Below are 26,294 nucleotides of genomic sequence, written 5' to 3' on the forward strand. Positions count from 1 at the left end.
ATGAAAGATCAGCGGCTTTTCTGAAGAAGGCATGGGAGAAAGGGGCTGCGGATGCGGCATTGACGCTTGGTCTCATGTACTACGGCGGATACGGCGTGGAGAAAAATAATGAAAAGGCTGTGGAGTTGCTTGTCGCATCGGAAAAAGGCGGCCATGTCCGTGCGCAAAGGGAGCTGGCCCGCGCTTATTGGGGGGAGAAAATGCAGGATGTTTTTTCAGAAGATATACACAAGGCCCTGTATTGGTTCGAGAAAGCCGGGACTGCTGGAGATCACCAATCGGGCTATGCGGCTTCCAGGATCTATCGAGGGGGGCAAGGAGTCGATCGTGATGAAAGAAAAATTTTCTATTGGGCCAAGCGTTCCGCTGAGGCCAAGTATGGTGACAGGATGTTCAGTTTTCCGTGGTTGGCCGAGCTTTATGAGAAAGGAGTAGGGACAAAAAAGAGCCTGGTGCTTGCATATAAGTATTATGACCTGAGTGGTACTTCAGGTGTTGAGGGAAAGAGTCGCCTAGCCAAAAAAATGACACAGGAACAGATCAACAAGGCAGTCCGCTTGTCCCGTCAATGGCAGGAGGAGCATCACATTTACTTCCCGAGCTACCGTGGCCTCAAGCACCAGCCGGACGGAAGTTACCGGTAATTCGTAAAGGCGCTGCTTTTGGGGAGTGTGGTCTGGCTGAAGCCTCTTCGGCCAGCACCGCGGCCAGCTCGAGCCGTACCGCGGCGTCGCCGAAGCGCACGATGCTTTGGCCATGGTGTTCAAGGGGGTGACCGTGGAGTTCACCTGGACCCCCGACCCCGCCCGCCTCGACTGGGCGGCCGGACCGGTGCCGACGGGGCCTGCCCCCTTTCCCGTGGCGGTGCCGCAATCGCCCGATTCCGGGGTGATGAATAGTCCGGCTGGCTGCGGTCTCCCTGCGTGGCTGGTCCCGTCCTATGGCGACTCCGGGTCGCGCCACGCCAGCCTATTCGTGGGAATGGTATCCCCCGTGCGACGAGATGAGGCTGGCGCCGCAGGCCGTTTTGTGTCCGTGCAGGGCGACGCGCCTGCCGCCCACGGTCATGGTCGGATGGCCTTCGATGATGGTGGTTGTCCCGTGTCCCTTGATCGGGCAGGTGACCTTGTCCCCGACACAGGCAACGGGCTTGCCGTCGATACGGTACTGACTTTGGCCGGTGATCACGCGGCCGCCGTGACTGGTGGTATCGCCCACCACGATGACTCCTTTCATGGGGCTGCATCCCTGCAAGTCGGTCGGAAGACAGCGGCGGCCTTTCCCGGCGCCGCATCAGGTCATCAATTTAGCGGCCGGGAACGTGTGCCGGCAAGGTCGTTCTGGTCGACGGCGCAGGCGGAGTGTGTCGTCAGTCTTAGGCAGGGGCCCCGGGGTGGTGGCTTGATGATGTCGCCCCGCCGCTGTCTGACGCGATTAGGGGTCGTGGCGACGGTCACCGAGCACCCGCCTCACCGCACGCGGCGCTTTTCCAGCTTTCGGGCGAGCGTTCGCCGGTGCATGCCGAGTCGTCTGGCGGTCTCGGAGATGTTGAAGCCCGTCTCCATGAGGGTCTCGTGGATGCGCTCCCACTCCAGTGTCTTGATGGAGGTGGTGCGTGAGGGGGCCTCGGTGGAGACGTCGTCCGGTGTCGAGCTGAAGGCGGCCTCGATGTCGTCAGTGTTCGAGGGTTTGACGAGGTAGTTGCAGGCGCCGAGTTTGACGGCGTTGACCGCCGTGGCGATGCTCGCAAACCCGGTCAGTACCACGATCCGCGTGGCGGGGTCGTGTTCGTGGAATGCCTGCACGGCCTCTAGCCCGGATTCGTTGCCCAGCTTCAGGTCCACCACCGCGTAGCCGATGCGGGTCGTTTGCAGCAGACGTCGGGTCTCCTCGATGTCCGACGCCAGGTGAACCCGGTAGTCGCGGCGCTCGAACGAGCGCTTCAGTGCCCGGGCGAAGCCGGCGTCGTCCTCGACGATTGTCAGAGTACGTTCAGTCTGTGCCATGGTCGGGTGTCGAGATTGCGGCCAGGGGGAGCGCCAGCGTGACGGCGGCGCCGCCCTCCGCCCGGTTTTCCGCGTTGAGCCGTCCGCCCAGCTTGCGTACGACGTTGAAGACAAGGAACAGGCCAAGCCCGCCGCCGGGCCGCCCCTTGCTCGAGTTGTAGGGCGTGCCCAGCTGTTCGAGGGTCTTCTGCGTGAACCCCGGCCCGCGGTCGCGGACGGCGATATGCAGAGTGTCGTCCTCGATCCGGCCGGTCATGCCGATCCAGTCGGGGGATGCCTCCTGGGCGTTGTCGAGGAGGTTGTGGATCACCTGCTTGAGCACGGCATCGGAGACGATGGTCCGCTCGCTGCTGAAACCGGGCTCGTAGACGAGGCAGTTGGTGGACCGGCTGGTCCGCCATTCGTCCACGGTCTCGTCGAGGAACCCCCTGACCGTGGTGATGGCCGATGCCTCCCCGGGGGCCTCGCCGGCGGAGCGCAGGATGCCGTTCACGATCTGCTTGCAGCGCTGGACCTCGTTCTGCATGTCGCCGACTTCCTGGTTCAGCTCCGGGTCGTTGCGGAAGACGTCCATGCGCTGCCAGTCACCCAGGATGACCGCCATGGTCGCCATGGGGGTGCCGAGCTCGTGGGCGGCGCCGGAGGCGAGCAGCCCCATGCGCACGATGTTGTCCTCCTCGGCGGCGCGCTGGCGCATCGCCGCCAGACGCTGGTCGCGCAGGCGGAAGTTGCGGTTGATGCGGCTGATGAATACCGCGAGCAGGGTGGCGTCGAGGACGAAGCAGACGAACAGGCCGATGACGTGGAGCTCGAAGAGTTCCTCCACGCCGCCGTTGGGCAGCGCCAGGGGTACGTACCAGAGCGACAGCCCGCCGAAGCAGAGCGTGGTCGTGGCAACGATGAACCACTGGGCCCAGCCCTCCAGCAACACGGCCCCGAGTGTGACCTGCAGTGGGTAGAGGAAGATGAACGGGTTGGTGACGCCGCCACTGAAATACAGCAGCGCGGTGAGCGCGGCGACATCGGCGAGCAGCCCGGCCAGCAGCTCGACATTGCCCACGCCGATGCGCGAGAGCGCGCGGACCCGGTATGTGGTCGCGAGATTCAGCAGCAGCAGGGCGAGGAGCACCAGGCTCATCGCCTGAAGCGGCAGCCGGATGCCGAACCCGTAGGCGACGACGGCGATGGTCAGGAGCTGGCCCAGCAGCGCGATCCAGCGCAGCTCGATGAGCTGGACCAGGTTCTGGCGCCCGGAGGCGTCGCCACCGGGTTTCGGTGGCATCCGTGCCTCGGGGCCCGGAAACAGGAATGTCGGTAGTGGGTGTATCCGCATAGCAGGAGCGGAGCAATCCAGTGGAGACGCCTGAGGGACGGACCGGGACTTCTGGCTCGCCCGTGCACGGCTGCGCGGGGGAGGCCGGGGGACCGTCAGGCGCTTGCCCGTCGTTAGTCGGGCAACAGTTGCGTTGACATATAACAATAACGCGCGCGGTTCGGGAAACCAATAGCGGCATTGGCTGCAACCGCGGCGGTGACGCTCCTTTGATGGCGAGCCGCCGTCGGTCCCGGGTAAACAGAGCATGTGACGCACATCATTTACGGGGCGGCGCACTCCGGGCGAAATCTCTTTACCGGGGCCCGTTCACTCTCGTGCCCCCGTGAATGACGCGTTCGGCGTTTCGAACGCGGATGTGGTGGTGAAATGCGCCAGCTGACACGTATCCACGGCCTCTCCCGCAGCCCGGTCTTCGGCCTGCATCCACGTCCCCGGCGGTCCGTGCGCGGACCCTGCCCTGAGTGCGTTGCCGTCGTTCCGGTCGCCGGCGAGGGGGACGGGAGCTACGGCCACGATTCCTTCATCCGCTCTGCGCCCGGCCCCGTGCCGTTCCACTGACCGCTATGCTGCTTCTCGACGCACTCAGTCCCGCCCCGCGCACGGTGCGCATGTACGTGGCGGAGAAGAATCTCGCCCTGCCGATGCGGCAGGTGGACGTGTTTGCCGGCGAGAACCGCCGGCCACCGTATCTCGCGCACAACCCGGCCGGGCAGACCCCGGCACTGCTGCTGGACGGCGGCACCTGCATCGCCGAGTCGGTGGCGATCATGGAATATCTGGAAGAGCTGCATCCCGACCCGGCGCTGATCGGTGCGACGGCCGGCCAGCGTGCCGAGACGCGCCAGTGGCAACGGCGTGTCGAGCTCAACATCACCGAGAACATCCACAATGCCTACCACTATGCCGAAGGGCTGGCGCGCTTTCGTGACCGGATTCCGGTCGAGCCCGCTGCCGCCGACGGCCTGAAACGCGTCGCCCGGGACCGGATCGCCTGGCTGGACGGCATGCTCGACGGGCGCACTTTCCTCGTCGGCGACCGGTTCACCATCGCCGATATCTGGCTGTACGTCTGGCTGGACTTCGGCGATTCCGTTGGCCAGCCATTCGACCGCGCCCTGGCCAACATCGCACCCTGGTTCGCCCGCGTCTCGGCACGGCCTTCCGCTGCCGCCAGCCTGCATCCGGACTGCCGTCCCGGTGGCGTACGCGGCTGACGCGGGGCCGCCTGGCGGTGGGGCAGCGGTGCGCGGGCGGTACCGCACATTGACTACGTGTTCGGCCACTCCTTTTCCTGCGGGTGCCGGCGGCGCAAGGCCAGCAGCACCGCGGCGGGGGCCGCGAGGGCCATCGCATACCAGGTGATGGCATAGCTCAGGTGGTGATTGGGGAAGTCGACGACCGTGAGCCCGCCGGCGGGCCAGCCCTGCGGGCCGGGCCGTTCACCGGCGTCGATGAAGTAGGGCGCGACCCGGTCGGCGGGCAGCCCCGCGGCGGTGGCAATGGCGGCGACGTCCCGGGAGTACCATGCGCCTTTCGCCGGGGCGTTGGCGCGGAAGACATCGCCGCCGGGTTTCGACAGCCGAAGCAGACCGCCGACCGTCACTCGACCCTCTGGTCTTGGCATGGTGCGGAATGCCGGGGTGCCGGGCAGCGATTCGGGGATGTGGCCCCGGTTCACCAGCACGGTGAAGCCGCGCCCGGTGCGCAGCGGGGTCATGACCCAGTAGCCGTAACCCAGGCGGCTGGTACCGTGGACCAGGGTCTCGGCGTCGTGGAGGTAGTGCCCGGTGACGCGCACATGGCGGTAGCGCGCGTCCCCCGAGCCGATGCCCTCCCACTGCGCCGGACCGGGCGCCGCGACCGCCGGGGCGTCCGTGCGGGCCTCCACGGCGGCGATCAGGTGCCGCTTCCAGGCCAGGCGCTGGAGCTGCCAGGTCCCGAGTGCGGCGAAGCCGGCGAACAGCCCCACCGCCACGATCACCCATGCGGCCGATACCCGGGCACCGCGCGCGGGCCGGCCGCCGCGCGGCCCGGTCACCGGTGCAGCATCTCCTCCGCGCCCATCGGCGGCAGGTGCATCATGTTGGCGTTCATGTTGTGCATCACCCATAGCGCCCCGGCGAGGGTCACGCCGACGATGATCAGGGTGAACAGCATGGCCATCAGGTTCCAGCCGCCCTCGGAGCGGGAGTTCATGTGCAGGAAGTACACCATGTGCACGACGATCTGCACCGCGCCCAGGCCGAGCACCAGTAGCGTGGTGACCGCTGCGCTGTCGAGCACGTCGCCCATGACCAGCCAGAACGGGATCACCGTGAGGATCGCGGCCAGCACGAAGCCGGTCAGGTAGCCCCTGAGCGTGCCGTGCTCCGGCTCGGGCGTGCCCTCGTGGCTGTGCAGGTAACGGGGATCGGACTGATAGCCCTGATCTTCGGGTGCGCCGCTCATCGCAGAACCCCCACGAGGTAGACGAAACTGAAGACACCGACCCAGACTAGGTCCAGGAAGTGCCAGAACATGCTCAGGCAGGACAGCCGCCGCTCGTTCTCCGCGGTCAGGCCGTACCGGCCGACCTGGATCATCAGCGTTGCCAGCCAGATGATGCCGGAGGTGACGTGCAGGCCGTGGGTCGCCACCAGGGCGAAGAACGAGGAGAGGAACGCGCTGCGCCACGGGCCGGCGCCCTCGGCGATCATGTGCGCGAACTCGTTGACCTCGAAGCCGACGAAGGCCACGGCAAACAGCCCGGCGACGGCGAGCCAGGCGAGGGTGCGGGTGCGCCGGCGCTGGGCCATCTCGAGCATGGCGAAACCATAGGTGATCGAGGAGAACAGCAGGATCGCCGTGTTCAGCGCGAGCCCGTGGAGGTCGAAGACCTCCCCGGGGGTCGGGCCGCCGGCGTAGCTCCCGCCGTATACCGCGTAGCAGGCGAACAGCACCGCGAAGATCAGGCAGTCGCTCATCAGGTAGATCCAGAACCCGAGTAGCGTGCCGTTATCCGGATGCGGCTCCTCTGTCGCGTAGAAGATGGAAGCGCCGGGCCCCACGGCGCCGGACGCGGTGGTTTCGCTCATACCGCCCCCTGCTCGGCAACCCGCCGGGCGAACGTCTGCTCGACGTCGCGCACCTCGTCGGCGGGGATGTGGTAGTCACGGTGATAGTTGAAGCTGTGGCCGATGGCGACCGCGATCAGCGCGAGGAAGGAGGCCCCCGCCATCCACCAGATGTGCCAGACCAGGCCGAAGCCGCAGACGAACGACAGGAACGCGAGCACGAAGCCGGCCCCGGTGTTCTTCGGCATATGGATGGGGCTGAAGCCCGCCGTCGGGCGCTCGGCGCCGCGCCGTTTCATGTCCGTCCAGGCATCGCGGTCGTGGACCACCGGGGTGAATGCGAAGTTGTAGTGCGGCGGCGGCGACGAGGTGGACCACTCCAGCGTGCGGCCGTCCCAGGGGTCGCCGGTGGTGTCCGCCAGGGCGTGGCGGTTGCGGATGCTTACCGCGATCTGCACCAGGAAGGCGGCAATGCCCACCAGGATGATCGCGGCGCCGACGCCGGCGATCTCGAACCAGATCTGCAGGCTCGGGTCGGTGAAGTGGCTGAGCCGCCGCGTCACGCCCATCAGGCCCATGACGTAGAGCGGCGTGAACGCGACCCAGTAGCCCACCAGCCAGCACCAGAACGAGACCTTGCCCCAGAACGGGTCGAGACGGAATCCGAACGCCTTGGGGAACCAGAAGTTCATCCCGGCGAAGGCGCCGAACACCACGCCGCCGATGATCACGTTGTGGAAGTGTGCCACCAGGAACAGGCTGTTGTGGAGCACGAAGTCCGCCGGTGCCACCGAGAGCATGACGCCGGTCATGCCGCCGATCACGAAGGTGAACAGGAAGGCGAGCGACCACAGCATGGGCACCTCGAAGCGGATGCGCCCCCGGTACATGGTGAACAGCCAGTTGAAGATCTTCACGCCCGTGGGGATGGAGATGATCATGGTCGTGATCGCGAAGAACGAGTTCACGTCCGCCCCCGAGCCCATGGTGAAGAAGTGGTGCAGCCACACCAGGTACGAGAGCAGGGTGATGGCCGCGGTCGCGTAGACCATGGACGAGTAGCCGAACAGCCGCTTGCCCGAGAACGTGGAGATGACCTCGGAGAATACCCCGAACATCGGCAGGATCAGGATGTACACCTCCGGGTGGCCCCAGATCCAGATCAGGTTGGTGTACATCATCGCCTCGCCGCCGGCACTGTTGGTGAAGAAATGCATGCCGAGGTAGCGGTCCAGCGACAGCAGCCCGAGGGTCGCGGTCAGGATCGGGAACGCGGCGACGATGAGGATGTTGGTGCACAGCGCCGTCCAGGTGAACACGGGCATCTTCATCATGGTCATGCCCGGCGCACGCATCTTCACGATGGTCACCACGAAGTTGATGCCGGAGAGCAGTGTGCCGACGCCGGCGATCTGCAGCCCCCATATGTAGTAGTCCACGCCCACACCCGGACTGTAGGCCGCCTCCGACAGCGGCGCCATCGCCAGCCAGCCGGCGCGTGAGAAGCTGCCGATGAACAGCGAGACCATGATCAGCATGGCCCCGGAGGCGGTCATCCAGAAGCTGAAGTTGTTCAGGAACGGGAAGGCGACGTCGCGCCCGCCGATCTGCATGGGCACGACATAGTTCATCAGGCCCACCACCAGGGGCATGGCCACGAAGAAGATCATGATCGTGCCGTGGGCGGTGAAGATCTGGTTGTAGTGCTCCGGCGGCAGGAAGCCCATGTTGCCGCCGAACGCCATGGCCTGCTGCAGACGCATCAGGATGGCGTCGGAGAAGCCGCGCAGCAGCATGATGACCGCCAGCACCAGGTACATGATGCCGATCTTCTTGTGGTCGACGCTGGTGAACCATTCGCGCCAGAGATAGCCCCACCAGCCGGCGGCGGTAATGGTGCCGAGCACCGCGACGGTGAGCACCGCCACCACCACGCCGGTCCAGAAGATCAGCGGGACGTCGTAGGGGATGGCGTCGAGCGTGAGTTTGCCGAGCAGAACGTGCATCAGCGCGGAACCGTGTTCCATCGGGCTGCCTCTCGAATTCGTTACTTCGCGTCGGCGCGGGCGAGCGCCTCCACGGACACCGCAGTCGCGGCCTCCTGCGCGCCCGCAGGTTCATCGTCCGGCCCCGTCGCCCTGGTGCAGGGGGTGTCCGGGTCGACACAGCGATGGACGATGTCCCGGTAGAGGTGATCCGCGTAGTCCGAGTAGTAGTGGACGGGCTCGTCGCGGGTGGGCTCCTGCAGGGCCATGTAACCGGTGCGGTCGAGCTCGTCGCCCTGGGAACGGACCCTCTCGATCCACTGCCTGAAGCCCTTGTCCGTCATGCCCTTGAAGCGGAAACGCATGTCGGTGAAGCCCTCGCCGCTGATGTTGGCGGAGAAGCCCTTGTAGTCGCCGACCTCGTTGATCACCGCGTTCAGCTCCGTCTGCATGCCGGCCATGGTGTAGATCTGACCGGCCAGGGCGGGGATGTAGAAGGAGTTCATGACCGTGTCCGAGGTCAGCCTGAACTCGATCGGCCGGTCGACGGGGGCGGCGAGCTGATTCACGGTCGCGATCCCGTAATCCGGATAGAAGAACAGCCATTTCCAGTCCATGGAGACCACCTGGACGTGGAGCGGCTCCGTCTCCCCGGCCGCCGCGGTCTGCTCCACCGGGCGGTACGGGTCGAGCTTGTGCGTGCCGATCCAGGTCAGCGCCCCCAGGGCGATGATGATCAGCAGCGGCGCCGACCAGATCACCAGCTCCAGGGTGATGGAGTGCTCCCAGTCAGGCTGGTAGTCCGCCTCCCGGTTGGAATGGCGGTAGCGGTAGGCGATGACCGCGGTCAGCACCATCACCGGTACGATGATCAGCAGCATGAGCACGGTGGAGGCGATCAGCAGGTTGCGCTCGCCCATGGCCACCTGGCCGGCGGGATCGAGCACCACCATCTGACAGCCGCCCAGGCTCACGAGGAGGAGGGCGAGTAACGGGATGCGGAGCGGTTTCAGCATGCGTGCATCGAAGTTGGAATGGTTCAATCGTGAAAGGGAGGCTACCGGCGAGCGCCGGGGATGGCGATTGGACAATTTGTCCTATGGTTTCGGCCCGGTACCCGTGCAAGGCTTGATCGATCTCATGGAAACACCGCCCCAATCGCGCCTACGCAGCGCCCGGTCGGCGGTGTGATGGACGCACGGCCCGCGCCCGCCAAGGGCGTCGGGCACGGCGGTGACACCCGCGCAGAGACGATTCGGACGGACCAATGTCGAGCTCCCACGCAAACCCGGCCATGTCTTCCCCGGGCGGTCCGGCGGCCGGTGCCGCCGATACGCACGCCGTCAGGACGGGCGAGATCGCCATCGGTGTGATCATCGGGCGGATCTCCGAGTTCTTCGACTTCTTCGTCTTCGGGATCGCCTGCGTGCTGGTCTTCCCGGCGGCGTTTTTCCCCTTCACCGACCATGTGAACGGGATGTTCTGTGCGTTCGCGATCTTCTCGCTGGCGTTCATCGGCCGGCCGCTGGGCTCGGTGCTGTTCATGCGGCTGCACGACTGGTACGGCCGCGGCGCCAAGCTGACCGTGGCGCTGTTCATGCTGGGCACGACCACCGCCGGGATCGCCTTCGTCCCCGATTACGGCGCGATCGGGGCGTCATCGATCGTGCTTCTGGCGGTCCTTCGGCTGCTCCAGGGAATGGCCACCGGCGGTAGCTGGGACGGGCTGCCGTCGCTGCTCGCCATGAACGCACCCAGCAACCGGCGGGGCTGGTTCCAGATGATCCCGCAGCTCGGGGCCCCCATCGGCTTCATCGTGGCGGCGGCGCTGTTCGCCTACCTGCAGATGAGCCTGTCGGACACGGATTTCCTGGAGTGGGGCTGGCGTTACCCGTTCTACGTGGCCTTCGCCATCAACGTGGTGGCGCTGTTCGCACGTCTGCGCCTGGTGGTGACGCCGCAGTTCGCCAGCCTGCTCAGGACCCGGGAGCTGGAGCCCTCGCCGGTCGGCGAGCTCGTGCGCACCCAGGGCCGCAACATCGGCCTCGGCGCGTTCGCCCCCCTGGGCAGCTACGCCCTGTTCCACCTGGTGACCATCTTCGCCCTGTCCTGGGCGCTGCTGTTCAACGGCCACACGGGGGCCGACTATCTGCTGGTGCAGATCCTGGGGGCGGCGATCTCGATACCGTGCATGCTGCTCTCCGGGGTCATCGCGGATCGCATCGGCCGCCGCGCGACCCTGGGTATCTTCGCGGTGCTGATCGCGGTGTACAGCGGCTGGACGCCGCTGCTGCTCGCCGGCGGGACCATGGAGGGCTACCTGTTCATACTGATCGGGTTCGCCCTGCTGGGGTTCTCGCACGCCCAGGCGGCCGGCGCGGTCAGCTCCACGTTCCAGGCCGAGTTCCGCTACAGCGGGGCGATGATCACCTCCGATCTGGGCTGGCTGTTCGGCGCCGGTTTCGCGCCACTGGTGGCGCTGGCACTCACCGTCTATCTCGGTGTGGGCTACGTCGGCCTGTACCTGCTCTCCGGCGCCGTCGGCACCCTCGGTGCGCTGTGGGCCAGCCGCACCGTCGGCCTGCCGAACGACTGAGGCCATCCGGACGTCATCGGCCCGGCGTCACTGCCACGACCTGTCATGCGTCGGTCCGCGCCCCCTGGCGGGGCGTGTAACCGTCGTCTCCTTCGCCGCGGGTGAGTCCGGCTCCGTTGCCGTGCCGTTGACCACGGTCAATCTCCCGTGCGGCATCAGCATTCACAGTAGCAGGCGCGTGGTCGGCCCCGGGCTGCATCGTCACGCCGGCACGTCGGGTTTGTGAACGATTGCCGCGCACCGCCGCCCATCAATTAGCACGCTATCCATTCAGTCATTCCCTCCATTCTGAGGAGCGCTGTTATGTCCGTTGAAGGTAAGGTCGCTTTGGTGACGGGTGCCGCGCAGGGCATCGGTCTGGGCATCGCGAAGCGTCTGGCGAAGGACGGCTTCAGTATCGCGCTGGTGGATCTCAAGGAGGACAAGCTCGCCGGCGCGGCCCGAGAGGTCGAGGCGCTGGGTGCGAAGACCACCACGTTCGCGGCGGACGTCGGTGACCGCGATGCCGTCTACGCCGCGGTCGACCACGCCGAGGAGGCGCTCGGGGGCTTCGACGTCATGGTCAACAACGCCGGCATCGCCCAGGTGAATCCGATCGTCTCGGTCACGCCGGAGGAGGTCGAGCGGATCCACCGGATCAATGTCGAGGGCGTGCTCTGGGGCATCCAGGCGGCCGCCAGACGTTTCCGGGAACGGGGCCGGAAGGGCAAGATCATCAACGCCAGTTCCATCGCCGGCCACGACGGCTTCGCCATGCTCGGCGTCTACTCGTCCACGAAGTTCGCCGTGCGCGCGCTGACCCAGGCGGCGGCGAAGGAGCTGGCGAGCGACGGCATCACCGTGAACGCCTACTGCCCCGGCATCGTCGGCACCGACATGTGGGTGGAGATCGACGAGCGCTTCGCCGAGCTCACCGGCGCGAAGAAGGGCGAGACCTACGACAAGTACGTCGGCGGTATCGCCCTGGGCCGTGCGGAGACGCCGGACGACGTTGCGTCCCTCGTCTCCTACCTCGCCGGGCCGGACTCGGACTACATGACCGGGCAGGCCCTGATGATCGACGGCGGTATCGTCTACCGCTGAGCCGGCACGCCGCCCTGCCGGGCCGAGCCGACAGGGCGGCATGGCGGAGCAGGGGCCGGGGAAACCCGGTGGCAGGGACGAACACACGGAGGCGGGATGCAGATCGAATCGGGCAGGACGGCGTTCGTCACTGGCGGCGGCGCCGGCATCGGGCTGGCGGTGGCGCGGACGCTGCTCGACGCGGGGATGAACGTGGCCGTCGCGGACCTCAGCCGGGCACACCTGGACGAGGCCCGCGCGCATTTCGAGGCGGCGGGCCCGCGGGTGCGGCTGATCGAGCTGGACGTCACCGACCGCGACGGCTGGGCGGCGGCGGTGGACGAGGCCGAGGCCGCGTTCGGGCCGATCCATCTGCTCTACAACAACGCCGGCGTGAATGTCATACGCGACGTCAAAGACGCCACGGCCGAGGACTTCGAGTGGGTCATGGGCGTGAACTACGGCGGCACCGTCAACGGGGTGCTCACCCTGCTGCCGCGCATGAAGGCCCACGGCGGGGTCGCGCACATCGTCAACACGTCCTCTATCGCCGGTATCGCCGCCGGCCCCGGGGCGGGTGTGTACGCGGCGAGCAAGTTCGCGATCCGCGGTTTCTCCGATGCCCTGCGCTGTGACGTGGCACCTTACGGGATCGCCGTCTCGCTGGTGTGCCCGGGGACCGTGGCGACGCGGCTCTACGAGAGCGAGGATCACCGCCAGGCCCGTTTCCAGGGCATCGTGGACGAGCGGACCAGGGCGGTGCGGGCGCAGGGCGGCGAGCTCTTCCGCCGGGTACTGCCCCAGGGCATGGACCCGGCGGTCGCCGCTGCGCGGGTCCGTGCCGGCATCGAGCGGGAGGCGTTCTACATCTTCACCCATCCGGAGGTGCGGCCGGACGTGGAGGCCTCCTGCGCCGAGCTGACGGCGGCCTTTACCGATGACCCCGTCGATCCGGACCAGGAGCGGCTCGAGGAGGGGCGGCGCCAGGCCCGCCGGGACGCCCTTAACGGCCGATAGCCGGGGTGGCCGGCGGTCAGGCGGCCTCGATCCCGACGCCCGCCTCCCCGGCCAGACGGCGGATCTCCTCCAGGTGCCGGCGGTATTCCCCGGAGTCCAGCGTCGCGTAGTTGAGGTTCTTCATCGCTGTGGCGAGGTTGGTGAAGTAGGTGCGGATGCGCTCCTTGTCCTCCAGCGCGTAGTCCGCGGCGACCAGGCGGTAGACCAGCGCAAGGCTGCGCCGCTGGCGCTCCGGCGGGGTCGAGACGTCGACCTCGTCGAAGGCGTCCTGCTGGAGATACACCAGGTCCAGGAACGCCGCCTTCTGGTAGGTGATGAAATCCCCGGTGGTTATGCCCTCCTCGCCGGTGACCTGCATCATCTGGGCGACGTCGTCGCCGTCGTGGAGGAGCTGGAGCAGCTCGTCGATACGCCCCGGCCACTCCTGCCCGAAGGTCGCGGCGATGTGCGCCGCGAGCTCGTCGCGGTAGCGCGACCACGACAGCAGCGGGTCCACCGCGGGGTAGAAGCGCTTGTACGCGCGATCCGCGGACAGCCCCAGAAACGCCTTCACCGTGTTCAGGGTCGCCTGGGTGACCGGTTCCTCGAAGTTGCCGCCGGCCGGTGAGACGGTGCCGATCATGGTCAGGCTGCCGGTGTCGCCGGCACCGTTGCGGATCACCCCCGCACGTTCGTAGACGCTGCGGATGGCCGAGTCGAGATAGGCCGGGTAGGCCTCCTCGCCGGGGATCTCCTCCATGCGCCCGGAGGTCTCGCGCATGGCCTGGGCCCAGCGGGAGGTGGAGTCGGCGATGAGCAGCACGTCCAGGCCCATCTGGCGGTAGTACTCGCCGATGGTGATGCCGGTGTAGATGGAGGCCTCCCGCGCGGCGACCGGCATGGACGAGGTGTTGCAGATGATGACCGTGCGGTCCATCAGCGAGCCGCCGGTGACCGGGTCGCTGAGCCGCGGGAACTCCGTGATCGTCTCCACCACCTCGCCGGCGCGCTCGCCGCAGGCGACGATGATCACGATGTCCACCGTCGAGTAGCGGGCGATGAGGTTCTGGAGCACCGTCTTGCCGGCGCCGAAGGGGCCGGGGATGCAGGCGGTACCGCCGGTGGCGATGGGGAAGAACGTGTCGATGACGCGGATCGTGGTGGTCATCGGCCGCTCCGGGTAGAGCCGTTCGCTGCGGTGCTCGCGCAGCAGGCGGCGGGGCAGCGGTGTGCGCACCGGCCAGCGCCCGGCGAGGGTAACCGCGTGCTCCGCCCCCGAGGCGGAGACCAGCCGGGCCACGGGCACGTCCACGGTGAAGCTGCCCTCCTGTATCCAGTCCACGGTCAGCGCCCCGGTGAGGTCGAAGGGCACCATGATTCGGTGGGTGAAGCGGCCCTCCTGGACCGTGCCCAGGGTGTCGCCGGGCTGAACGGTGGCTCCCATGCGTACCGTCGGCGAGAACGACCACTGGGCCCCGGCGGCCAGTGCCGGCATCTGCCGGCCCCGGGGCAGGAAGAAGCCCGATTCCAGCGCGAGCTGCTCCAGCGGGTTCTGCAGGCCGTCGTAGACCTGCCCCAGCAGCCCCGGGCCGAGGGTGACCGAGAGCATCTCGCCGGTCTGGGTCACCGGGTCGCCCACGGCCACGCCGCCGGTATCCTCGAAGACCTGCACGTCGGCGCGGTGGCCGCGCACCCGCAGGACCTCCCCGGTGAGCTGCTCGTCGCTGTCGCCGCCGTCGGGCCGGATGAGCACCACCTCGTTCTTCATCAGGCCGGGGGCGCGCTCGTCGGCCTCGATGACGACGATGTCGTCCTGTACGGCGACGACGGTGCAGTCGACGGCGGGGCGGTCGGGGGCGGCGCTCATGGGTTCACTCCGCGGTGTCCTGGTGGGCGAAGAGGTTCCGGAATCCGCCGAGGCCGTGGTGCACCCCGGCGCGAAGCCGCTGCTCGGCGGCCTCGGCGTTGTAGCGGCGCCACGCGGCGGCGATCCGCCAGCGCAGCACGTAGACGGTGACCGCGCGGAAGTCGAACCTCCCCGCCCGGCGGGCGCCATCCAGCAGCCGCCACTCCACGGTCATCAGCAGCCGCTCCAGCGCCAGGGGGCGATCGCCCTCCAGGTGCGCGCGGGCCTCGGCGAGCCAGGGGAAGACCGCGCCCACCCCGAGCAGCGGCTCGTCCCAGCGGGTGCGCATGTGGGCGATCCGCGGGCCCACACCCCAGCGCGTGCCCGGCGTGGGTCGCTGATGGCCCCGGCGGCGGGCGCGCAGGGCGGCCACGACCGTGCGGATCTCCAGCAGGGCCTCCGCCAGGTCCGCAATGCCGTGCGCCGCCAGCCGGGGCATCGCCGCGTCTGCGCGGGTGGCGAGGGCGGTGTCCGCGGGCTCCGGCGCGGGGCGGCACCAGTCCAGCAGGCCCAGCAGCGTGTCCAGGCTCTCGCGGTGGGCAGCCCCGAGCAGTCCCAGCCGGCGATCGAGGCGCAGCCGTGAGAGCCCCAGTGTCTCCCGGCCGAAGGGCTGCCCCGGCAGGGCCGGCAGGCTCGCCAGCAGCATGACGTACTCGTGGCGCTTGCTCATGGCGGCTATTTCACGATGCCTTCGAGCATCGCGCGGAAGCGGGGCTGGAGGTGCTCCAGCAGCAGCGCGGCGACCGCATCCTCGGTGATGTCGAGCTCCATGTCGTGGTCGTTCAGGCGCACGCGCAGACCGTGCTCGTGCTCGCCGACGGTGAAATCGACCCCCTCACGCAGGACGTCGCGCGCCTGGGCGACCACGAAATGGGCGAGGCTGCCCTCGCGCAGGGCCTCCGGGTGTCGGCGCAGTTCCTCGAGCCCCAGCACGTCCCGCGGGAGCAGGATCTCGGTGTGCCCGTCCGCCTCCAGCGGCGTGTCACTGCGCTGGCGGGCGGCCAGCTCCAGGATCAGGCGCTGGAGGAAGGCCTCGTCCGAGAGGGCGTCGCGTACCAGCCAGCGCAGGTGCTCGCGGAAGCGATGGGTGAGGGTGGTCTGCATCTCCAGGACGCTGTCCCGCGCGGCCACGCGGATAGCCTCGCGGGCCGAGGCCTCCAGACGCTGCGCCTCCTCCCGGGCCTGGGCGCGCAACCGCTCGGCGTCCTCCTCGGCCTGTTCGATCATCCAGCTCGCCCGGCTCTCGGCATCGGCGACGATACGCCGGGCCTCCTCGCGGCCGGCCTCCACACCCTCCTCGCGCAGGCGCTCGATCAGCGCCTCCACGCCCGAGGACGGTCCGGTGGTGTCGTGCTCGTTCATACGCGGCCCCTGTCCCGTTCAGCCGGCGGGGATGTTGCCGGCGATCACCAGCGCGAAGATGAAGGCAAACACACCGAAGCCCTCGACGATGGCGGCGGGTGCGATGGACAGCCCGAAGACTTCCGGTTTGCTCTTGGCGGTGTTGATCGCCGAGGCGCAGCAGCTGCCCTGGTGGACCGCGCTCAGCAGCAGCGCGGTCCCGGAGAGTATCCCCACCGCGAACAGCCCCGCCGCGGTATCGGTGGTGACCGGGCGTTGCAGCGAGAACATCACCACGATGCCGTAGATGGTCTGCGAGGAGGGCATCGCCGAGAGCCCGATGAACCGGCCGTGGCCGGACTCGGTCTCCAGCAGGGCGCCGATGGCCGCCTGGCCGGCGATGGCACAGCCGATGATGCTGCCGATGGCGCCCAGGGCCATGGGGCCGTACAGCCCGGCCCAGCCGAGGGTGAGGATCAGTTGTTCCACAGTGTCTTCTCCGTTCGCGCGAAGGGCCGGAAAGGGTAGCCCTCGTCGGAAATGCCCCAGTTATAGAACTCGATGACGTTGAGCCGCAGCCCGTGGACCACGCCGCTGAGCACGGCGAGGGCGAAGTTCAGGGCATGGCCGGCAGCGAGTATCAGCACCTCGAGGAGCACGCCGAGGCCCGGGTAGGCCGCTGCAGCGTCGGCGGCGAGCTGGTTGAAGGTCACCGCCAGCGACGCGCTCGCCAGGCCCAGGGCGAACAGCCGCAGGTAGCTGAGGACGTCGCCGAACGCGTTGGTCACGCGGGCCAGCCCGAGCAGTCCGCCGGCGGCGCGGCGCAGCAGGTCGCCGGCGTTGTGGATCGGCCGGGTGTCGCTGAACACCGCGACGGCGGCGAGCCCGGCGGCCAGGACGATGCCGGCACCGGGCAGGCCGAGGTACAGCGCGGCGCCGGCGAGCAGGGCCGCGATCCAGCCCACGGGGGCGAGGGCAGCGGTGTGACCGCGCCGGCGCCAGGCGACGATGGCGTTGGCGAGCACCAGGTGGGCGAGGCCGACACCCACCGACAGGGTCATCATCTGGCCGAAGTCGCCGGTATCGAGCACGCGGAGCACCCCGGGCAGGCTGCCCGGCGGCGGCTGCCAGCCGAAATAGCTGCCGGCGAGGACGCCGTAGACGCCGGCGGTAGTCGCCAGCGCCAGGCCGAGGTTGCGCAGCCGCCGGCCGCGCCGGCTCGCACCGAGCCGGGGTGCGGCGGCGAGCACGATGCCGCCGAGGACGGCGGCGTAGCCGGCGTCGGCGAGGATCATCGCGAAGAACACCGCGAACGAGAAGAAGATCACCCGGGATGGGTCCCAGCTGCGGTAGCCGGGGAGCTGATAGAAATACACCACCTCCTCGCCGCCGGCGGTGGCTTCGTCGTTGTCCAGCAGTGTCGGCGGCCGGCTGTCCGCGTCCGCGGGCTCGACCAGTACGGCGAGGTCACGCGCGGCGGCGAAGTCGTGTACCGCGGCCCGGTCACGGATCGGCACCCAGCCCTGCACCGCGAACAGGGCGTCGTCGTCCAGGGTGCAGTGATGGGCCCGGGCGAGGTCGGCATCATCCTCCGCCCGGAAGAGTTGGCGGTGGATCAGGTGGATCCAGCGCGTGAGTGCCTCGCGCTCGGCGGCGAGCTCGTCCAGGCGCACCGCGAGGCGCTGGAGGCGCTCGCGCAGCTGCGAGCGGGGGATGCTGCCGGTGTGGGTGCGCGGTACCGGCAGGGCCTCCGGCGGGGGTTCCTCGCGGGCGATCACGGCGACGTAGCTGTTGCGGTTGTCGCGATGGACCTCCTGCCACGGCAGGGTCAGGGTCCCGAGCTGGTGCCGGCGGTAGTTCGGGACCTCGTAGAACCACAGCCGGTAGCCGGCGAGGGCGTCCTCGGGGGGCAGCCGGAAGTCGCCCCAGGGGGCGAGGTCGTCGAGGCGGCGCTGGACGAACTCGCGACTGTCCTCCAGCTCGCGGCTGCGGCGCTGGTTCTCCAGCACCCGCTCGACGGTCGTGGCCAGGTCGAAGTCCGGGTCCTCCGGGACCTGGTGGCGGCGTACCGGGCAGTCCAGCAGGTACTGCAGCGCGCGCCGGGTGTGGGCCGGCGCGGCCGGGGCGGCCTCCTCGCCGGGGCTCTCGCGCAGCGTGACCAGGTGCATGATACCGAGCTGCTGGAGCCCGGTGAGGAGGGTGTCCTCCTCGCGCCGGCTGCCGAACAGGGTCACCTTCTCGAGCGCCACGATGGTCATGGGCCCATTCCCGCGTGCTTGCGCTTGGCGATCTTGGCGCGCACCACAGCGGCGCGCTCGTTGTCGGCGATATGGATGCGGATGCGGCGGATGTTCTCGCGGGCGCGGGGGATGAGGACCTTGTCGAACAGATTCACGCGCTGCGTGACCCGCGTGACGGCGCGCTCCAGCCGTCGCAGCCGCTCGCGCTCGACCATGAGGCGGACGTTCAGCCTCAGGGCCTCGGCAAGCCGGTCGGCATAGATGTCGAGCCAGTGCGGGGTGGCCAGCAGGGCGTAGCCGGAGGTCTCCACCGCGACGTCGTCGAGCAACGGCAGGTGCACGCCGAGGAGGTTGTGCTCGTGCATCCGCACGTCGGTGACGCGGACGAGCCCGTCCATGACCACGCGCTCGTCGCCGGCCATCGGCAGTGTCCCGCGGACGTCATTGGTGAGCGCGGCCAGGTCGCGCTCGGTGGCCGCGAGTACGCCCTGCTCCCGGCTGCGCTCGGCGATGAGCTGGCGGCGCTTGAGGTCCAGCGACGGCAGGATGCGCTGGAACCGCCGCAGGCGTGCCTGCTCGTGGTGCAGGGCGGTCTTGTTGAGCGACGTCCGGGCCACGGTCTGCTCCGAGGCTCAGTCGCCGCCGGCGGCGGTCCGGCCGCGGCGGGGGTAGTACTTGTCGATCAGCGACTGTTTCATGACCAGTTCCTCGGGCTCGAAGCACTCCGCCAGCGTCTCCCAGCCCCGGTCGAGGGCGCGCTCCAGGGGCAGGGAGACCTCGACGTCCATGAAGCGCTCCTCGAAGCGCTCACCGAAGCGCAGGAGCTTCTCGTCGTAGGGCGAGAGCTCGAAGGCCATGGCGCGCTTCTGCTCCGCGTCCCGGGCGCCGGCGTACAGCCGGATCATGGTGTTCATCAGCTGGCCGTGGTCCTCGCGGGTGGTGTGGCCGATCACGTGCTGCTTGAGCCGGGACAGCGAGCCGAACGGATCGATGCGCCCGTCGCGCAGGTAGAGCTGCCCCTCGGTGATGTAGCCGGTGTTGTCCGGCACCGGGTGGGTGACGTCGTCCCCCGGCATGGTGGTGACGGTGAGCACCGTCACCGAGCCGGCGCCGCGGAAGTCGCACGCCTTCTCGTAGCGGCGGGCGAGCTGGGAGTAGAGGTCGCCCATGTGGCCGCGGTTGGAGGGGACCCGCTCCATGCTGATGCCCACCTCGCGGATCGCGTCGGCGAAGGCGGTCATGTCGGTGAGCAGCACCAGCACCCGCTTGCCCTCCTCGACGGCGAAGCGCTCGGCGACGGCGAGGCACATGTCGGGCACGAGCAGCCGCTCGACCACGGAGTCCGAGGCCTGGTTGACGAACATCACCGTGTGCGCGAACACCCCCGCGTCCAGGAAGCGCTGGCGGAAGTAGTGATAGTCGTCGAAGATCAGCCCCATGCCGCCGAAGACCACCACGTCCGCGTCGGCCTGGATGGCGATGCGCGCCAGCAGGGCGTTATAGGGTTCGCCGGCGACCGAGAAGATCGGGATCTTCTGGCTCTCCACCAGGGTGTTGAAGACGTCGATCATGGGGACGTCGGTGCGGATCATGCGACTGGGCATGACCCGGCGCACCGGGTTGACCGAGGGGCCGCCGATGGGCACACGGCGGTCCTCGGTGAGTGCGGGGCCGCGGTCTAGCGGCTCGCCGGTGCTCCCGAAGACGCGTCCGAGGATGTTCGGCGAGCAGGTCGCCGACATGGGGTGGCCGAGGAAGCGTACCGTCGCCCCGGTGGTGAGCCCGCCGGTGCCGCCGAACACCTGCAGGGAGACGACGTCGCCGTCGATACGGATGATCTGGGCGAGCACGTCCTCGCCGTCAGCCTTGCGCAGGACTGCGAGGTCGCGGAAGCGCGCCGGCGAGCCGCTTCCGCCGCCGGGCACGCGCACGCGCACGATGCCACCCACGATGCTGAGGATGTTGCGATAGTGACTCAGCGGCTGACTCATCCGTGTGTGCCCGCCTCCCGGTTGTCCTTGCACTGCATCATTACAGCTTGTCGAGCGCGCCATCAAGCGCGCTCAGCCGCGTCGATGTGCGCCTCGTCACAGCATGCAGGCACCAGTTTCCTTGCCCACACGGGGGCGGGTTGCTAGATTACGCGTTTTCTCGCTCGGCTGGATTCTCGGGATGTTCAAGGGCATTCGTGGACTTTTCTCCAACGACCTCTCCATCGATCTCGGCACTGCCAATACGCTGATCTACTCCCGGGGCCAGGGCATCGTGCTCAACGAGCCATCGGTGGTGGCGATCCGCCAGGATCGCGACGGCGGACCGAAGCACATCGCCGCGGTGGGCCAGGAGGCCAAGCTCATGCTCGGGCGCACGCCCGGCAATATCCGTGCGGTGCGTCCGCTCAAGGACGGGGTGATCGCGGACTTCACGGTCACCGAGAAGATGCTGCAGAATTTCATCAAGAAGGTGCACGAGGCGCGGTTCTTCAAGCCGAGCCCGCGTGTGCTGGTGTGCGTGCCCTGCGGCTCGACCCAGGTGGAGCGCCGCGCGATCAAGGAGTCGGCGGCGGGTGCCGGCGCCCGGGAGGTCTTCCTGGTCGAGGAGCCGATGGCGGCCGCGATCGGGGCGAACATGCCCGTGGACGAGGCCCGCGGCTCGATGGTGCTCGACATCGGCGGGGGTACCTCCGAGGTGGCGGTACTCTCGCTCAACGGCATCGTCTACTCCGCCTCCGTGCGTATCGGTGGTGACCGCTTCGACGAGGCCATCATCAACTACGTGCGCCGCAATTACGGCATCCTCATCGGCGAGGCGACGGCCGAGCGCATCAAGCACGACATCGGCACTGCCTTCCCGGGTACCGAGGTCCACGAGCTGGAGGTGCGCGGACGTAACCTCGCCCAGGGCGTGCCGCGGAGCTTCACGCTCAACTCCAACGAGATCCTCGAGGCGCTGCAGGAGCCGCTGTCCGGTATCGTCGGTGCGGTGAAGACGGCCCTGGAGCAGACCCCGCCCGAGCTGGGCGCGGACGTGGCCGAGCGTGGCATCGTCGTCACCGGCGGCGGTGCGCTGTTGCGCAATATCGATCGCCTGCTCATGGAGGAGACAGGTCTCCCGGTGGTGATCGCCGACGAGCCGTTGACCTGCGTGACCCGCGGTGGCGGCCGGGCCCTCGAGCTCATGGACGAGCGCGGCACCGATCTGTTCGTCGCCGAGTAGCGACGGGGCGGACCGGCACCGGCGGGGAGGGAACACCCCGCCGGGGATCAATGGTTCACCCATCGCCCCCGGTTTGGCGTTATCCTGTCGGGCAGCGATCTGAGTTCGGGGGAAGCCATCAAACCGCTGTTTGCACGAGGACCGTCGATAACGGCACGTCTGGTGCTTCTGGCACTGGCGTCGGTGGCGCTGATGACCCTGGACCACCGGGAGGGGTACTTGCAGCCGGTGCGCTACGCACTGACCACGGCGGTCTATCCGGTGCACGTCGCCGCCGAGCTCCCGGCGGAGATCGGGCGCTTCTTCTCCCGCGAGTTCCGCAGCCGCCGCGCACTGGTCTCCGAGATCGAGCGGCTGCAGGACAAGCTCCTCCTCAGCCAGGCGCGGCTGCAGAAGCTTGACGCCCTCGAGGTCGAGAACATCCGGCTGCGAAAGCTCCTCGACTCCTCCTACGAGGTGGGCGAGTCCGTGCTGATCGCCGAGCTGATGCGCGTGGATTTCGATCCGCACACCCATCTGGTGCGCATCGACAAGGGCGCGCGTGACGGCCTGTTCGCGGGGCAGCCCGTGCTCGACGCCAACGGCGTGGTCGGCCAGGTGGATACCGTCGGGCCGTTCACCGCCACGGTCCGGCTGATCTCCGATCCCAGTCACGCCATCCCGGTGCAGGTCAACCGCAACGGCGTGCGCGCCGTGGCCGTGGGCACTGGGGATCTGAGCGCGCTGAAGTTGACCAACCTGCCGAACAACACCGATATCCGCAAGGGCGACCTGCTGCTGACCTCCGGGCTCGGCGGGCGTTTCCCGTCCGGCTATCCGGTAGGCCGGGTCTCCGCCGTGGACAAGAAGCCGGGGCGGCCGTTCGCGGAGGTCACGGTGAAGACCGCCGCCTCCCTGGACCGGCTCCAGGAGGTGCTGCTGGTGCGCCGCGAGGGCGATGTGCCCCAGTTCGCGGGCGGATCGGCGGTGCCGGAAGAACAGGCGCCGGGGTCCTGAATGCGCGTGGGGCGCTAGCATATGGCGACGTCGACGCGCCACGGCGGCTGGGTGATCCTGGTGAGCGTGTTCCTCGCGCTTATCCTTTCGGTGGTGCCGATGCCGACCTCGCTGGAGCTGGTGCGCCCGCCCTGGACCCTCGTGGTCATCATCTACTGGGTACTGGCGTTGCCCGAGCGGGTCGGTGTCGGGGTCGCATGGGGCGGGGGGCTGTTCGTCGACATCCTCCAGAGCATGCCCCTCGGCGCGCACGCGCTGGGGTTCGCGCTGGTGGCGTGGCTCACGCTCAAACTGCACCGGCGCCTGCGGATCTTCCCGATGTGGCAGCAGGCGATGACCGTGCTGGTGCTGAGCCTGCTGGTACGGGTGCTGCTTTTCTGGGTCGACGGCATAACCGGCCGGGCGAACCCTGGTTGGTGGCACTGGATGCCGGCGTTCTCGGCCACTGTGGTGTGGCCGGTGGTCTTCTTCACGCTGCGCGAGGCGCGGCGGCGATTCAACGTGCGCTGAACCCCGCGCCGGCCGGCGCTGTCGACCGGGGGGCCGTTTGTCTCAAGTGATCGTCCAATGACTGTGCAGCAGCTCCAGGATCCCGTGCGCGAGCGCCGGCTCGTGCGCTCGCGGCTGGTCGTGGCCGCGCTGGCCGTGCTGGCCGCGGTCGGCGTGCTGGCGGGGCGGATGTGGTGGCTGCAGGTTGCCGGCTACCAGCATTACGCCACCCTCTCCCAGGAGAACCGCGTGCGGGTGGTGGGCGTGCCGCCGACCCGCGGGCTGATATATGACCGTAACGGCGTGCTCCTTGCGGAGAATGTGCCCACCTACCGCCTGGTGGTCACGCCGGAGCAGGTGAGCAACATGGACAACCTGCTCACGCGTATCCGCAAGGTCGTCTCGCTCCGTCCCACGGACCTGGAGCGCTTCCATGAGCTGCGGCGCCAGCGTCCGGGATTCCAGGAGATCCCGCTGAAGTTCGACCTCACCGAGAAGGAGGTCGCCCGGCTGGCCGTGAACCGTCACCGTTTCCCCGGCGTGGAGGTGAAGGCGCAACTCACCCGGAACTATCCCCTGGGCAGCACCGCGGTCCACGCCGTTGGTTACGTCGGGCGGATCAATCAGCAGGAGCTCTCCGGCCTGTCCGCCGCCGAGTATTCCGCCACCAGCCACATCGGCAAGACCGGGATCGAGCGGTACTACGAGAAGCGCCTGCACGGGCACGTGGGCGTCAAGCGGGTGGAGACCAACGCCATGGGGCGGACCCTGCGCGTGCTCGACCGTGATCCGCCGGTGCCCGGCGAGGACCTGCAGCTGAGCCTGGACGTGCGGCTGCAGAAGGTCGCCGAGGGCGCTCTGGGCGAGGAGAGCGGCGCTATCGTGGCCATCGACCCGCAGACCGGCGAGCTGCTGGCGATGGCGAGCACACCGACCTTCGACCCCAATCTCTTCGTCAACGGCATCTCGCTGGAGGACTACCGCTCGCTGCAGCAGGGCAAGGACAAGCCGCTGTTCAACCGCGTGCTCCGCGGGCAGTATCCGCCGGGCTCCACGATCAAGCCCTTCATGGGGCTGGCGGGACTGGAAACCGGTACTACCACGCCGGAAGAGACGGTCTACGATCCCGGTTACTACAGCATCCCCGGCGTTGATCACCGCTGGCGCTGCTGGAAGCGCGGCGGGCACGGCACCGTGAACATGCACGATGCCATCGAGGAGTCCTGCGATACGTACTTCTACGATCTTGCCTACAAGATGGGCATCAACGCCATGCACGACTTCCTGCTGCCCTTCGGCATCGGCCGGTCCACCGGCGTGGACCTCTCCGGCGAGCTCTCCGGGCTGATGCCCTCGAAGGAGTGGAAGCGCCGGGTCAAGGGCAAGCCGTGGTATCACGGCGAGACCATAATCGCGGGCATTGGCCAGGGCTACATGCTGGCCACGCCGCTACAGCTCGCCTATGCCACGGCGACGATGGCGAACCGGGGCAAGCGCCTGCGTCCCCACCTGCTGCGCTCGGCGACCGGACCGGACGGCAAGGCGGTGCCGGTACCCGATCCCCATCAGCGCCCGCCCATCCAGCTGGACAAGCCGCAGCGCTGGGAGACCATCATCGATGCCATGCACGACGTGGTGCAGGGGCCCCGTGGCACGGCCCGTCGTGTCGGGCGCGACGCCCCATACCAGTTCGCCGGCAAGACCGGTACCGCGCAGGTGTTCGGGATCGCCAAGGGCGAGGAGTACGACGCCGAGGAGCTCGCCAAGCGGCTGCGCGACCACGCGCTGTTCATTTCCTTCGCGCCCCTGAAGGATCCCAAGATCGCCGTGGCGGTGGTGGTCGAGAACGGTGGCGGCGGCAGCTCCACGGCGGCGCCGATGGCACGCACGGTGATGGATGCCTGGCTGCTCAGGCTGCGGCAGACCGCACAGGGGTACGGCGATGAATGATGATGTGGTGGGGCCGGCCCGGGACCGGAGCTTCGTGCAGCGCTATCTTCACCTGGACATGCCGCTGCTGGTGCTCCTGGCGCTGGTGGCAGCGGGCGGCCTGGTGGTGCTCTACAGCGCCTTCAACGGCGATTTCGAGGCCTGGGAGCGGCAGTGCTGGCGCCTGGGTGTGGCCTTCTTCGTGATGCTGGTGCTTGCCCAGGTGCCGCCGTCGCTGCTGCGGCGCTGGACGCCGCTGCTTTACCTCGCCGGCGTGGCGAGCCTGCTCGCCGTGATGCTGTTCGGCACCAGTGCCGGCGGGGCGCGTCGCTGGATCGACCTCGGTGTGATGATGGTCCAGCCCTCGGAGTTCATGAAGCTGGCGTTGCCGATGATGGTGGCCTGGGTGCTCGCCCGCGAAGACGTCCCGCCCCGGGTGCCGGTGATCCTGGTGGTAGTCGCGGTGATCGGGGTGCCCGTGGGCCTGATCGCCGTGCAGCCGGACCTCGGCACCGCGCTCCTGGTGGCGGCGGCGGGTGTGTTCGCTCTGTTCCTGGGCGGGCTGAGCTGGCGCTATATCGCCGGCGGCGCGGTGCTCGCCGGTGCCGCCGCGCCGCTGCTGTGGTTCTTCGGCATGCGCGATTACCAGCGTCAGCGCGTGCTGACCTTCCTCGATCCGGAGCGCGACCCGCTCGGGGCGGGCTACCACATCATCCAGTCCAAGATCGCCATCGGCTCCGGCGGTGTCTACGGCAAGGGCTGGATGGCCGGCACGCAGTCGCACCTGGAGTTCCTCCCGGAGCGGCACACGGATTTTATCTTCGCCGTGCTCTCCGAGGAATTCGGTTTCTTCGGGGTGTGCGTGCTACTGGTGCTCTACATGGCGGTCGTGGGACGCGGCCTGTGGATTGCCGGCCACGCCCAGGATCGCTACAGCCGGCTGCTGGCGGGCAGCATCTCGCTGACGTTCTTCGTCTACTTCTTCACCAATATCGGTATGGTCTCCGGGTTGCTGCCGGTGGTGGGGCTGCCACTGCCGCTGGTGAGCTTCGGGGGAACGTCAATGGTGACCCTCATGGCCGGCTTCGGTATTCTCATGTCCATTCAGACCCATCGCCGTCTGTGGTCATCCTGACCGCCAGG

At 68.3% G+C, this 26,294-nt stretch carries 25 protein-coding genes; 10 read left to right on the forward strand and 15 right to left on the reverse strand.

Features of this window, described 5'->3' with window-relative positions:
- The coding region (locus tag ACEZHJ_RS03520) for a tetratricopeptide repeat protein (RefSeq protein WP_375036234.1) at positions 1-644 on the forward strand (644 nt) is incomplete at its 5' end.
- 325 nt (positions 645-969) lie between these two features.
- Here ACEZHJ_RS03520 and ACEZHJ_RS03525 read toward each other — a convergent pair.
- From ACEZHJ_RS03525 to ACEZHJ_RS03535, 3 genes are all read right to left on the reverse strand, one after another.
- Positions 970-1,236: a PAAR domain-containing protein gene (locus ACEZHJ_RS03525; RefSeq protein WP_163141253.1), complete on the reverse strand. Its 267-nt coding sequence runs from the start codon at positions 1,234-1,236 to the stop codon at positions 970-972.
- A gap of 233 nt (positions 1,237-1,469) precedes the next feature.
- Complete coding sequence (locus tag ACEZHJ_RS03530) at positions 1,470-2,006, reverse strand: response regulator transcription factor (protein WP_018719245.1); 537 nt, start codon at positions 2,004-2,006, stop codon at positions 1,470-1,472.
- Complete coding sequence (locus ACEZHJ_RS03535) at positions 1,993-3,288, reverse strand: ATP-binding protein (protein ID WP_375036235.1); 1,296 nt, start codon at positions 3,286-3,288, stop codon at positions 1,993-1,995. The genes ACEZHJ_RS03530 and ACEZHJ_RS03535 overlap by 14 nt, the downstream gene beginning before the upstream one ends.
- 617 nt (positions 3,289-3,905) lie before the next feature.
- Between ACEZHJ_RS03535 and ACEZHJ_RS03540 the strand changes: the two genes are divergently transcribed.
- Positions 3,906-4,556, forward strand: coding sequence for a glutathione S-transferase family protein (locus ACEZHJ_RS03540; RefSeq protein ID WP_375036236.1), 651 nt, complete (start codon positions 3,906-3,908; stop codon positions 4,554-4,556).
- A gap of 53 nt (positions 4,557-4,609) precedes the next feature.
- Here ACEZHJ_RS03540 and ACEZHJ_RS03545 read toward each other — a convergent pair whose 3' ends face one another.
- Genes ACEZHJ_RS03545 through cyoA form a run of 5 tightly spaced genes read right to left on the reverse strand, consistent with a single transcriptional unit; the run spans position 4,610 to position 9,396 of the window.
- On the reverse strand, positions 4,610-5,380 hold the full coding sequence (locus ACEZHJ_RS03545) for an SURF1 family protein (protein WP_018719242.1): 771 nt from the start codon (positions 5,378-5,380) through the stop codon (positions 4,610-4,612).
- Positions 5,377-5,790: a cytochrome o ubiquinol oxidase subunit IV gene (cyoD, locus tag ACEZHJ_RS03550; RefSeq protein ID WP_018719241.1), complete on the reverse strand. Its 414-nt coding sequence runs from the start codon at positions 5,788-5,790 to the stop codon at positions 5,377-5,379. Before cyoD ends, ACEZHJ_RS03545 begins: the two co-directional genes overlap by 4 nt.
- A complete protein-coding gene (gene cyoC / locus ACEZHJ_RS03555; RefSeq protein ID WP_375036237.1) occupies positions 5,787-6,416 on the reverse strand; it encodes a cytochrome (ubi)quinol oxidase subunit III in 630 nt (209 codons plus the stop codon). The genes cyoD and cyoC overlap by 4 nt, the downstream gene beginning before the upstream one ends.
- Positions 6,413-8,422, reverse strand: a complete 2,010-nt coding sequence (cyoB, locus tag ACEZHJ_RS03560) for a cytochrome ubiquinol oxidase subunit I (protein ID WP_375036238.1) — start codon at positions 8,420-8,422, stop codon at positions 6,413-6,415. Before cyoB ends, cyoC begins: the two co-directional genes overlap by 4 nt.
- 20 nt (positions 8,423-8,442) lie before the next feature.
- Complete coding sequence (gene cyoA / locus ACEZHJ_RS03565) at positions 8,443-9,396, reverse strand: ubiquinol oxidase subunit II (RefSeq protein ID WP_240466324.1); 954 nt, start codon at positions 9,394-9,396, stop codon at positions 8,443-8,445.
- Positions 9,397-9,647: 251 nt separating this feature from the next.
- Between cyoA and ACEZHJ_RS03570 the strand changes: the two genes are divergently transcribed.
- The 3 genes from ACEZHJ_RS03570 (at position 9,648) to ACEZHJ_RS03580 (ending at position 13,055) form a co-directional block, all read left to right on the forward strand.
- A complete protein-coding gene (locus tag ACEZHJ_RS03570) occupies positions 9,648-10,976 on the forward strand; it encodes an MFS transporter (RefSeq protein WP_026321222.1) in 1,329 nt (442 codons plus the stop codon).
- 303 nt (positions 10,977-11,279) lie between these two features.
- Positions 11,280-12,059: an acetoin reductase gene (locus ACEZHJ_RS03575; RefSeq protein WP_026321221.1), complete on the forward strand. Its 780-nt coding sequence runs from the start codon at positions 11,280-11,282 to the stop codon at positions 12,057-12,059.
- Positions 12,060-12,155: 96 nt separating this feature from the next.
- Positions 12,156-13,055, forward strand: a complete 900-nt coding sequence (locus ACEZHJ_RS03580; protein WP_163138689.1) for an SDR family oxidoreductase — start codon at positions 12,156-12,158, stop codon at positions 13,053-13,055.
- Between the two features lie 16 nt (positions 13,056-13,071).
- On the opposite strand, the gene ACEZHJ_RS03585 is transcribed toward ACEZHJ_RS03580, so the two are convergent.
- The 7 genes from ACEZHJ_RS03585 to ACEZHJ_RS03615 are packed head-to-tail and all read right to left on the reverse strand — an operon-like array spanning position 13,072 to position 20,512.
- Positions 13,072-14,901, reverse strand: coding sequence for a V-type ATP synthase subunit A (locus ACEZHJ_RS03585; protein WP_018719234.1), 1,830 nt, complete (start codon positions 14,899-14,901; stop codon positions 13,072-13,074).
- A gap of 4 nt (positions 14,902-14,905) precedes the next feature.
- The gene (locus ACEZHJ_RS03590) at positions 14,906-15,610 is read right to left on the reverse strand and encodes a hypothetical protein (protein ID WP_018719233.1); all 705 of its coding nucleotides are present in this window, start codon (positions 15,608-15,610) and stop codon (positions 14,906-14,908) included.
- 5 nt (positions 15,611-15,615) lie between these two features.
- Positions 15,616-16,302 carry a hypothetical protein gene (locus ACEZHJ_RS03595; protein WP_018719232.1) on the reverse strand — a complete coding sequence of 229 codons (687 nt, stop codon included), beginning with the start codon at positions 16,300-16,302 and terminating at the stop codon, positions 15,616-15,618.
- An 18-nt stretch (positions 16,303-16,320) separates the two neighbouring features.
- Positions 16,321-16,770: an ATP synthase subunit C gene (locus tag ACEZHJ_RS03600; protein ID WP_018719231.1), complete on the reverse strand. Its 450-nt coding sequence runs from the start codon at positions 16,768-16,770 to the stop codon at positions 16,321-16,323.
- Positions 16,758-18,539, reverse strand: a complete 1,782-nt coding sequence (locus tag ACEZHJ_RS03605; RefSeq protein ID WP_375036239.1) for a V-type ATP synthase subunit I — start codon at positions 18,537-18,539, stop codon at positions 16,758-16,760. Before ACEZHJ_RS03605 ends, ACEZHJ_RS03600 begins: the two co-directional genes overlap by 13 nt.
- Positions 18,536-19,138, reverse strand: coding sequence for a V-type ATP synthase subunit D (locus ACEZHJ_RS03610; protein WP_163138691.1), 603 nt, complete (start codon positions 19,136-19,138; stop codon positions 18,536-18,538). Before ACEZHJ_RS03610 ends, ACEZHJ_RS03605 begins: the two co-directional genes overlap by 4 nt.
- A 15-nt stretch (positions 19,139-19,153) precedes the next feature.
- On the reverse strand, positions 19,154-20,512 hold the full coding sequence (locus tag ACEZHJ_RS03615; protein WP_018719228.1) for a V-type ATP synthase subunit B: 1,359 nt from the start codon (positions 20,510-20,512) through the stop codon (positions 19,154-19,156).
- A 181-nt stretch (positions 20,513-20,693) separates the two neighbouring features.
- Here ACEZHJ_RS03615 and ACEZHJ_RS03620 point away from each other — a divergent pair, with 181 nt between their 5' ends.
- From ACEZHJ_RS03620 to rodA, 5 genes are all read left to right on the forward strand, one after another.
- The gene (locus ACEZHJ_RS03620) at positions 20,694-21,737 is read left to right on the forward strand and encodes a rod shape-determining protein (protein WP_163138692.1); all 1,044 of its coding nucleotides are present in this window, start codon (positions 20,694-20,696) and stop codon (positions 21,735-21,737) included.
- A 126-nt stretch (positions 21,738-21,863) separates the two neighbouring features.
- Positions 21,864-22,733: a rod shape-determining protein MreC gene (gene mreC, locus ACEZHJ_RS03625; protein WP_084594235.1), complete on the forward strand. Its 870-nt coding sequence runs from the start codon at positions 21,864-21,866 to the stop codon at positions 22,731-22,733.
- 21 nt (positions 22,734-22,754) lie between these two features.
- Entirely contained in the window at positions 22,755-23,243 is a 489-nt protein-coding gene (mreD, locus tag ACEZHJ_RS03630) for a rod shape-determining protein MreD (RefSeq protein WP_018719225.1), read from the forward strand.
- A gap of 57 nt (positions 23,244-23,300) precedes the next feature.
- The gene (gene mrdA, locus ACEZHJ_RS03635; RefSeq protein ID WP_018719224.1) at positions 23,301-25,172 is read left to right on the forward strand and encodes a penicillin-binding protein 2; all 1,872 of its coding nucleotides are present in this window, start codon (positions 23,301-23,303) and stop codon (positions 25,170-25,172) included.
- Positions 25,165-26,286 carry a rod shape-determining protein RodA gene (rodA, locus tag ACEZHJ_RS03640; RefSeq protein WP_018719223.1) on the forward strand — a complete coding sequence of 374 codons (1,122 nt, stop codon included), beginning with the start codon at positions 25,165-25,167 and terminating at the stop codon, positions 26,284-26,286. Before mrdA ends, rodA begins: the two co-directional genes overlap by 8 nt.
- Positions 26,287-26,294 lie beyond the last annotated feature (8 nt).

The organism is Arhodomonas sp. KWT2, assembly GCF_041949875.1.
GTDB classification, from domain to species: domain Bacteria; phylum Pseudomonadota; class Gammaproteobacteria; order Nitrococcales; family Nitrococcaceae; genus Arhodomonas; species Arhodomonas aquaeolei.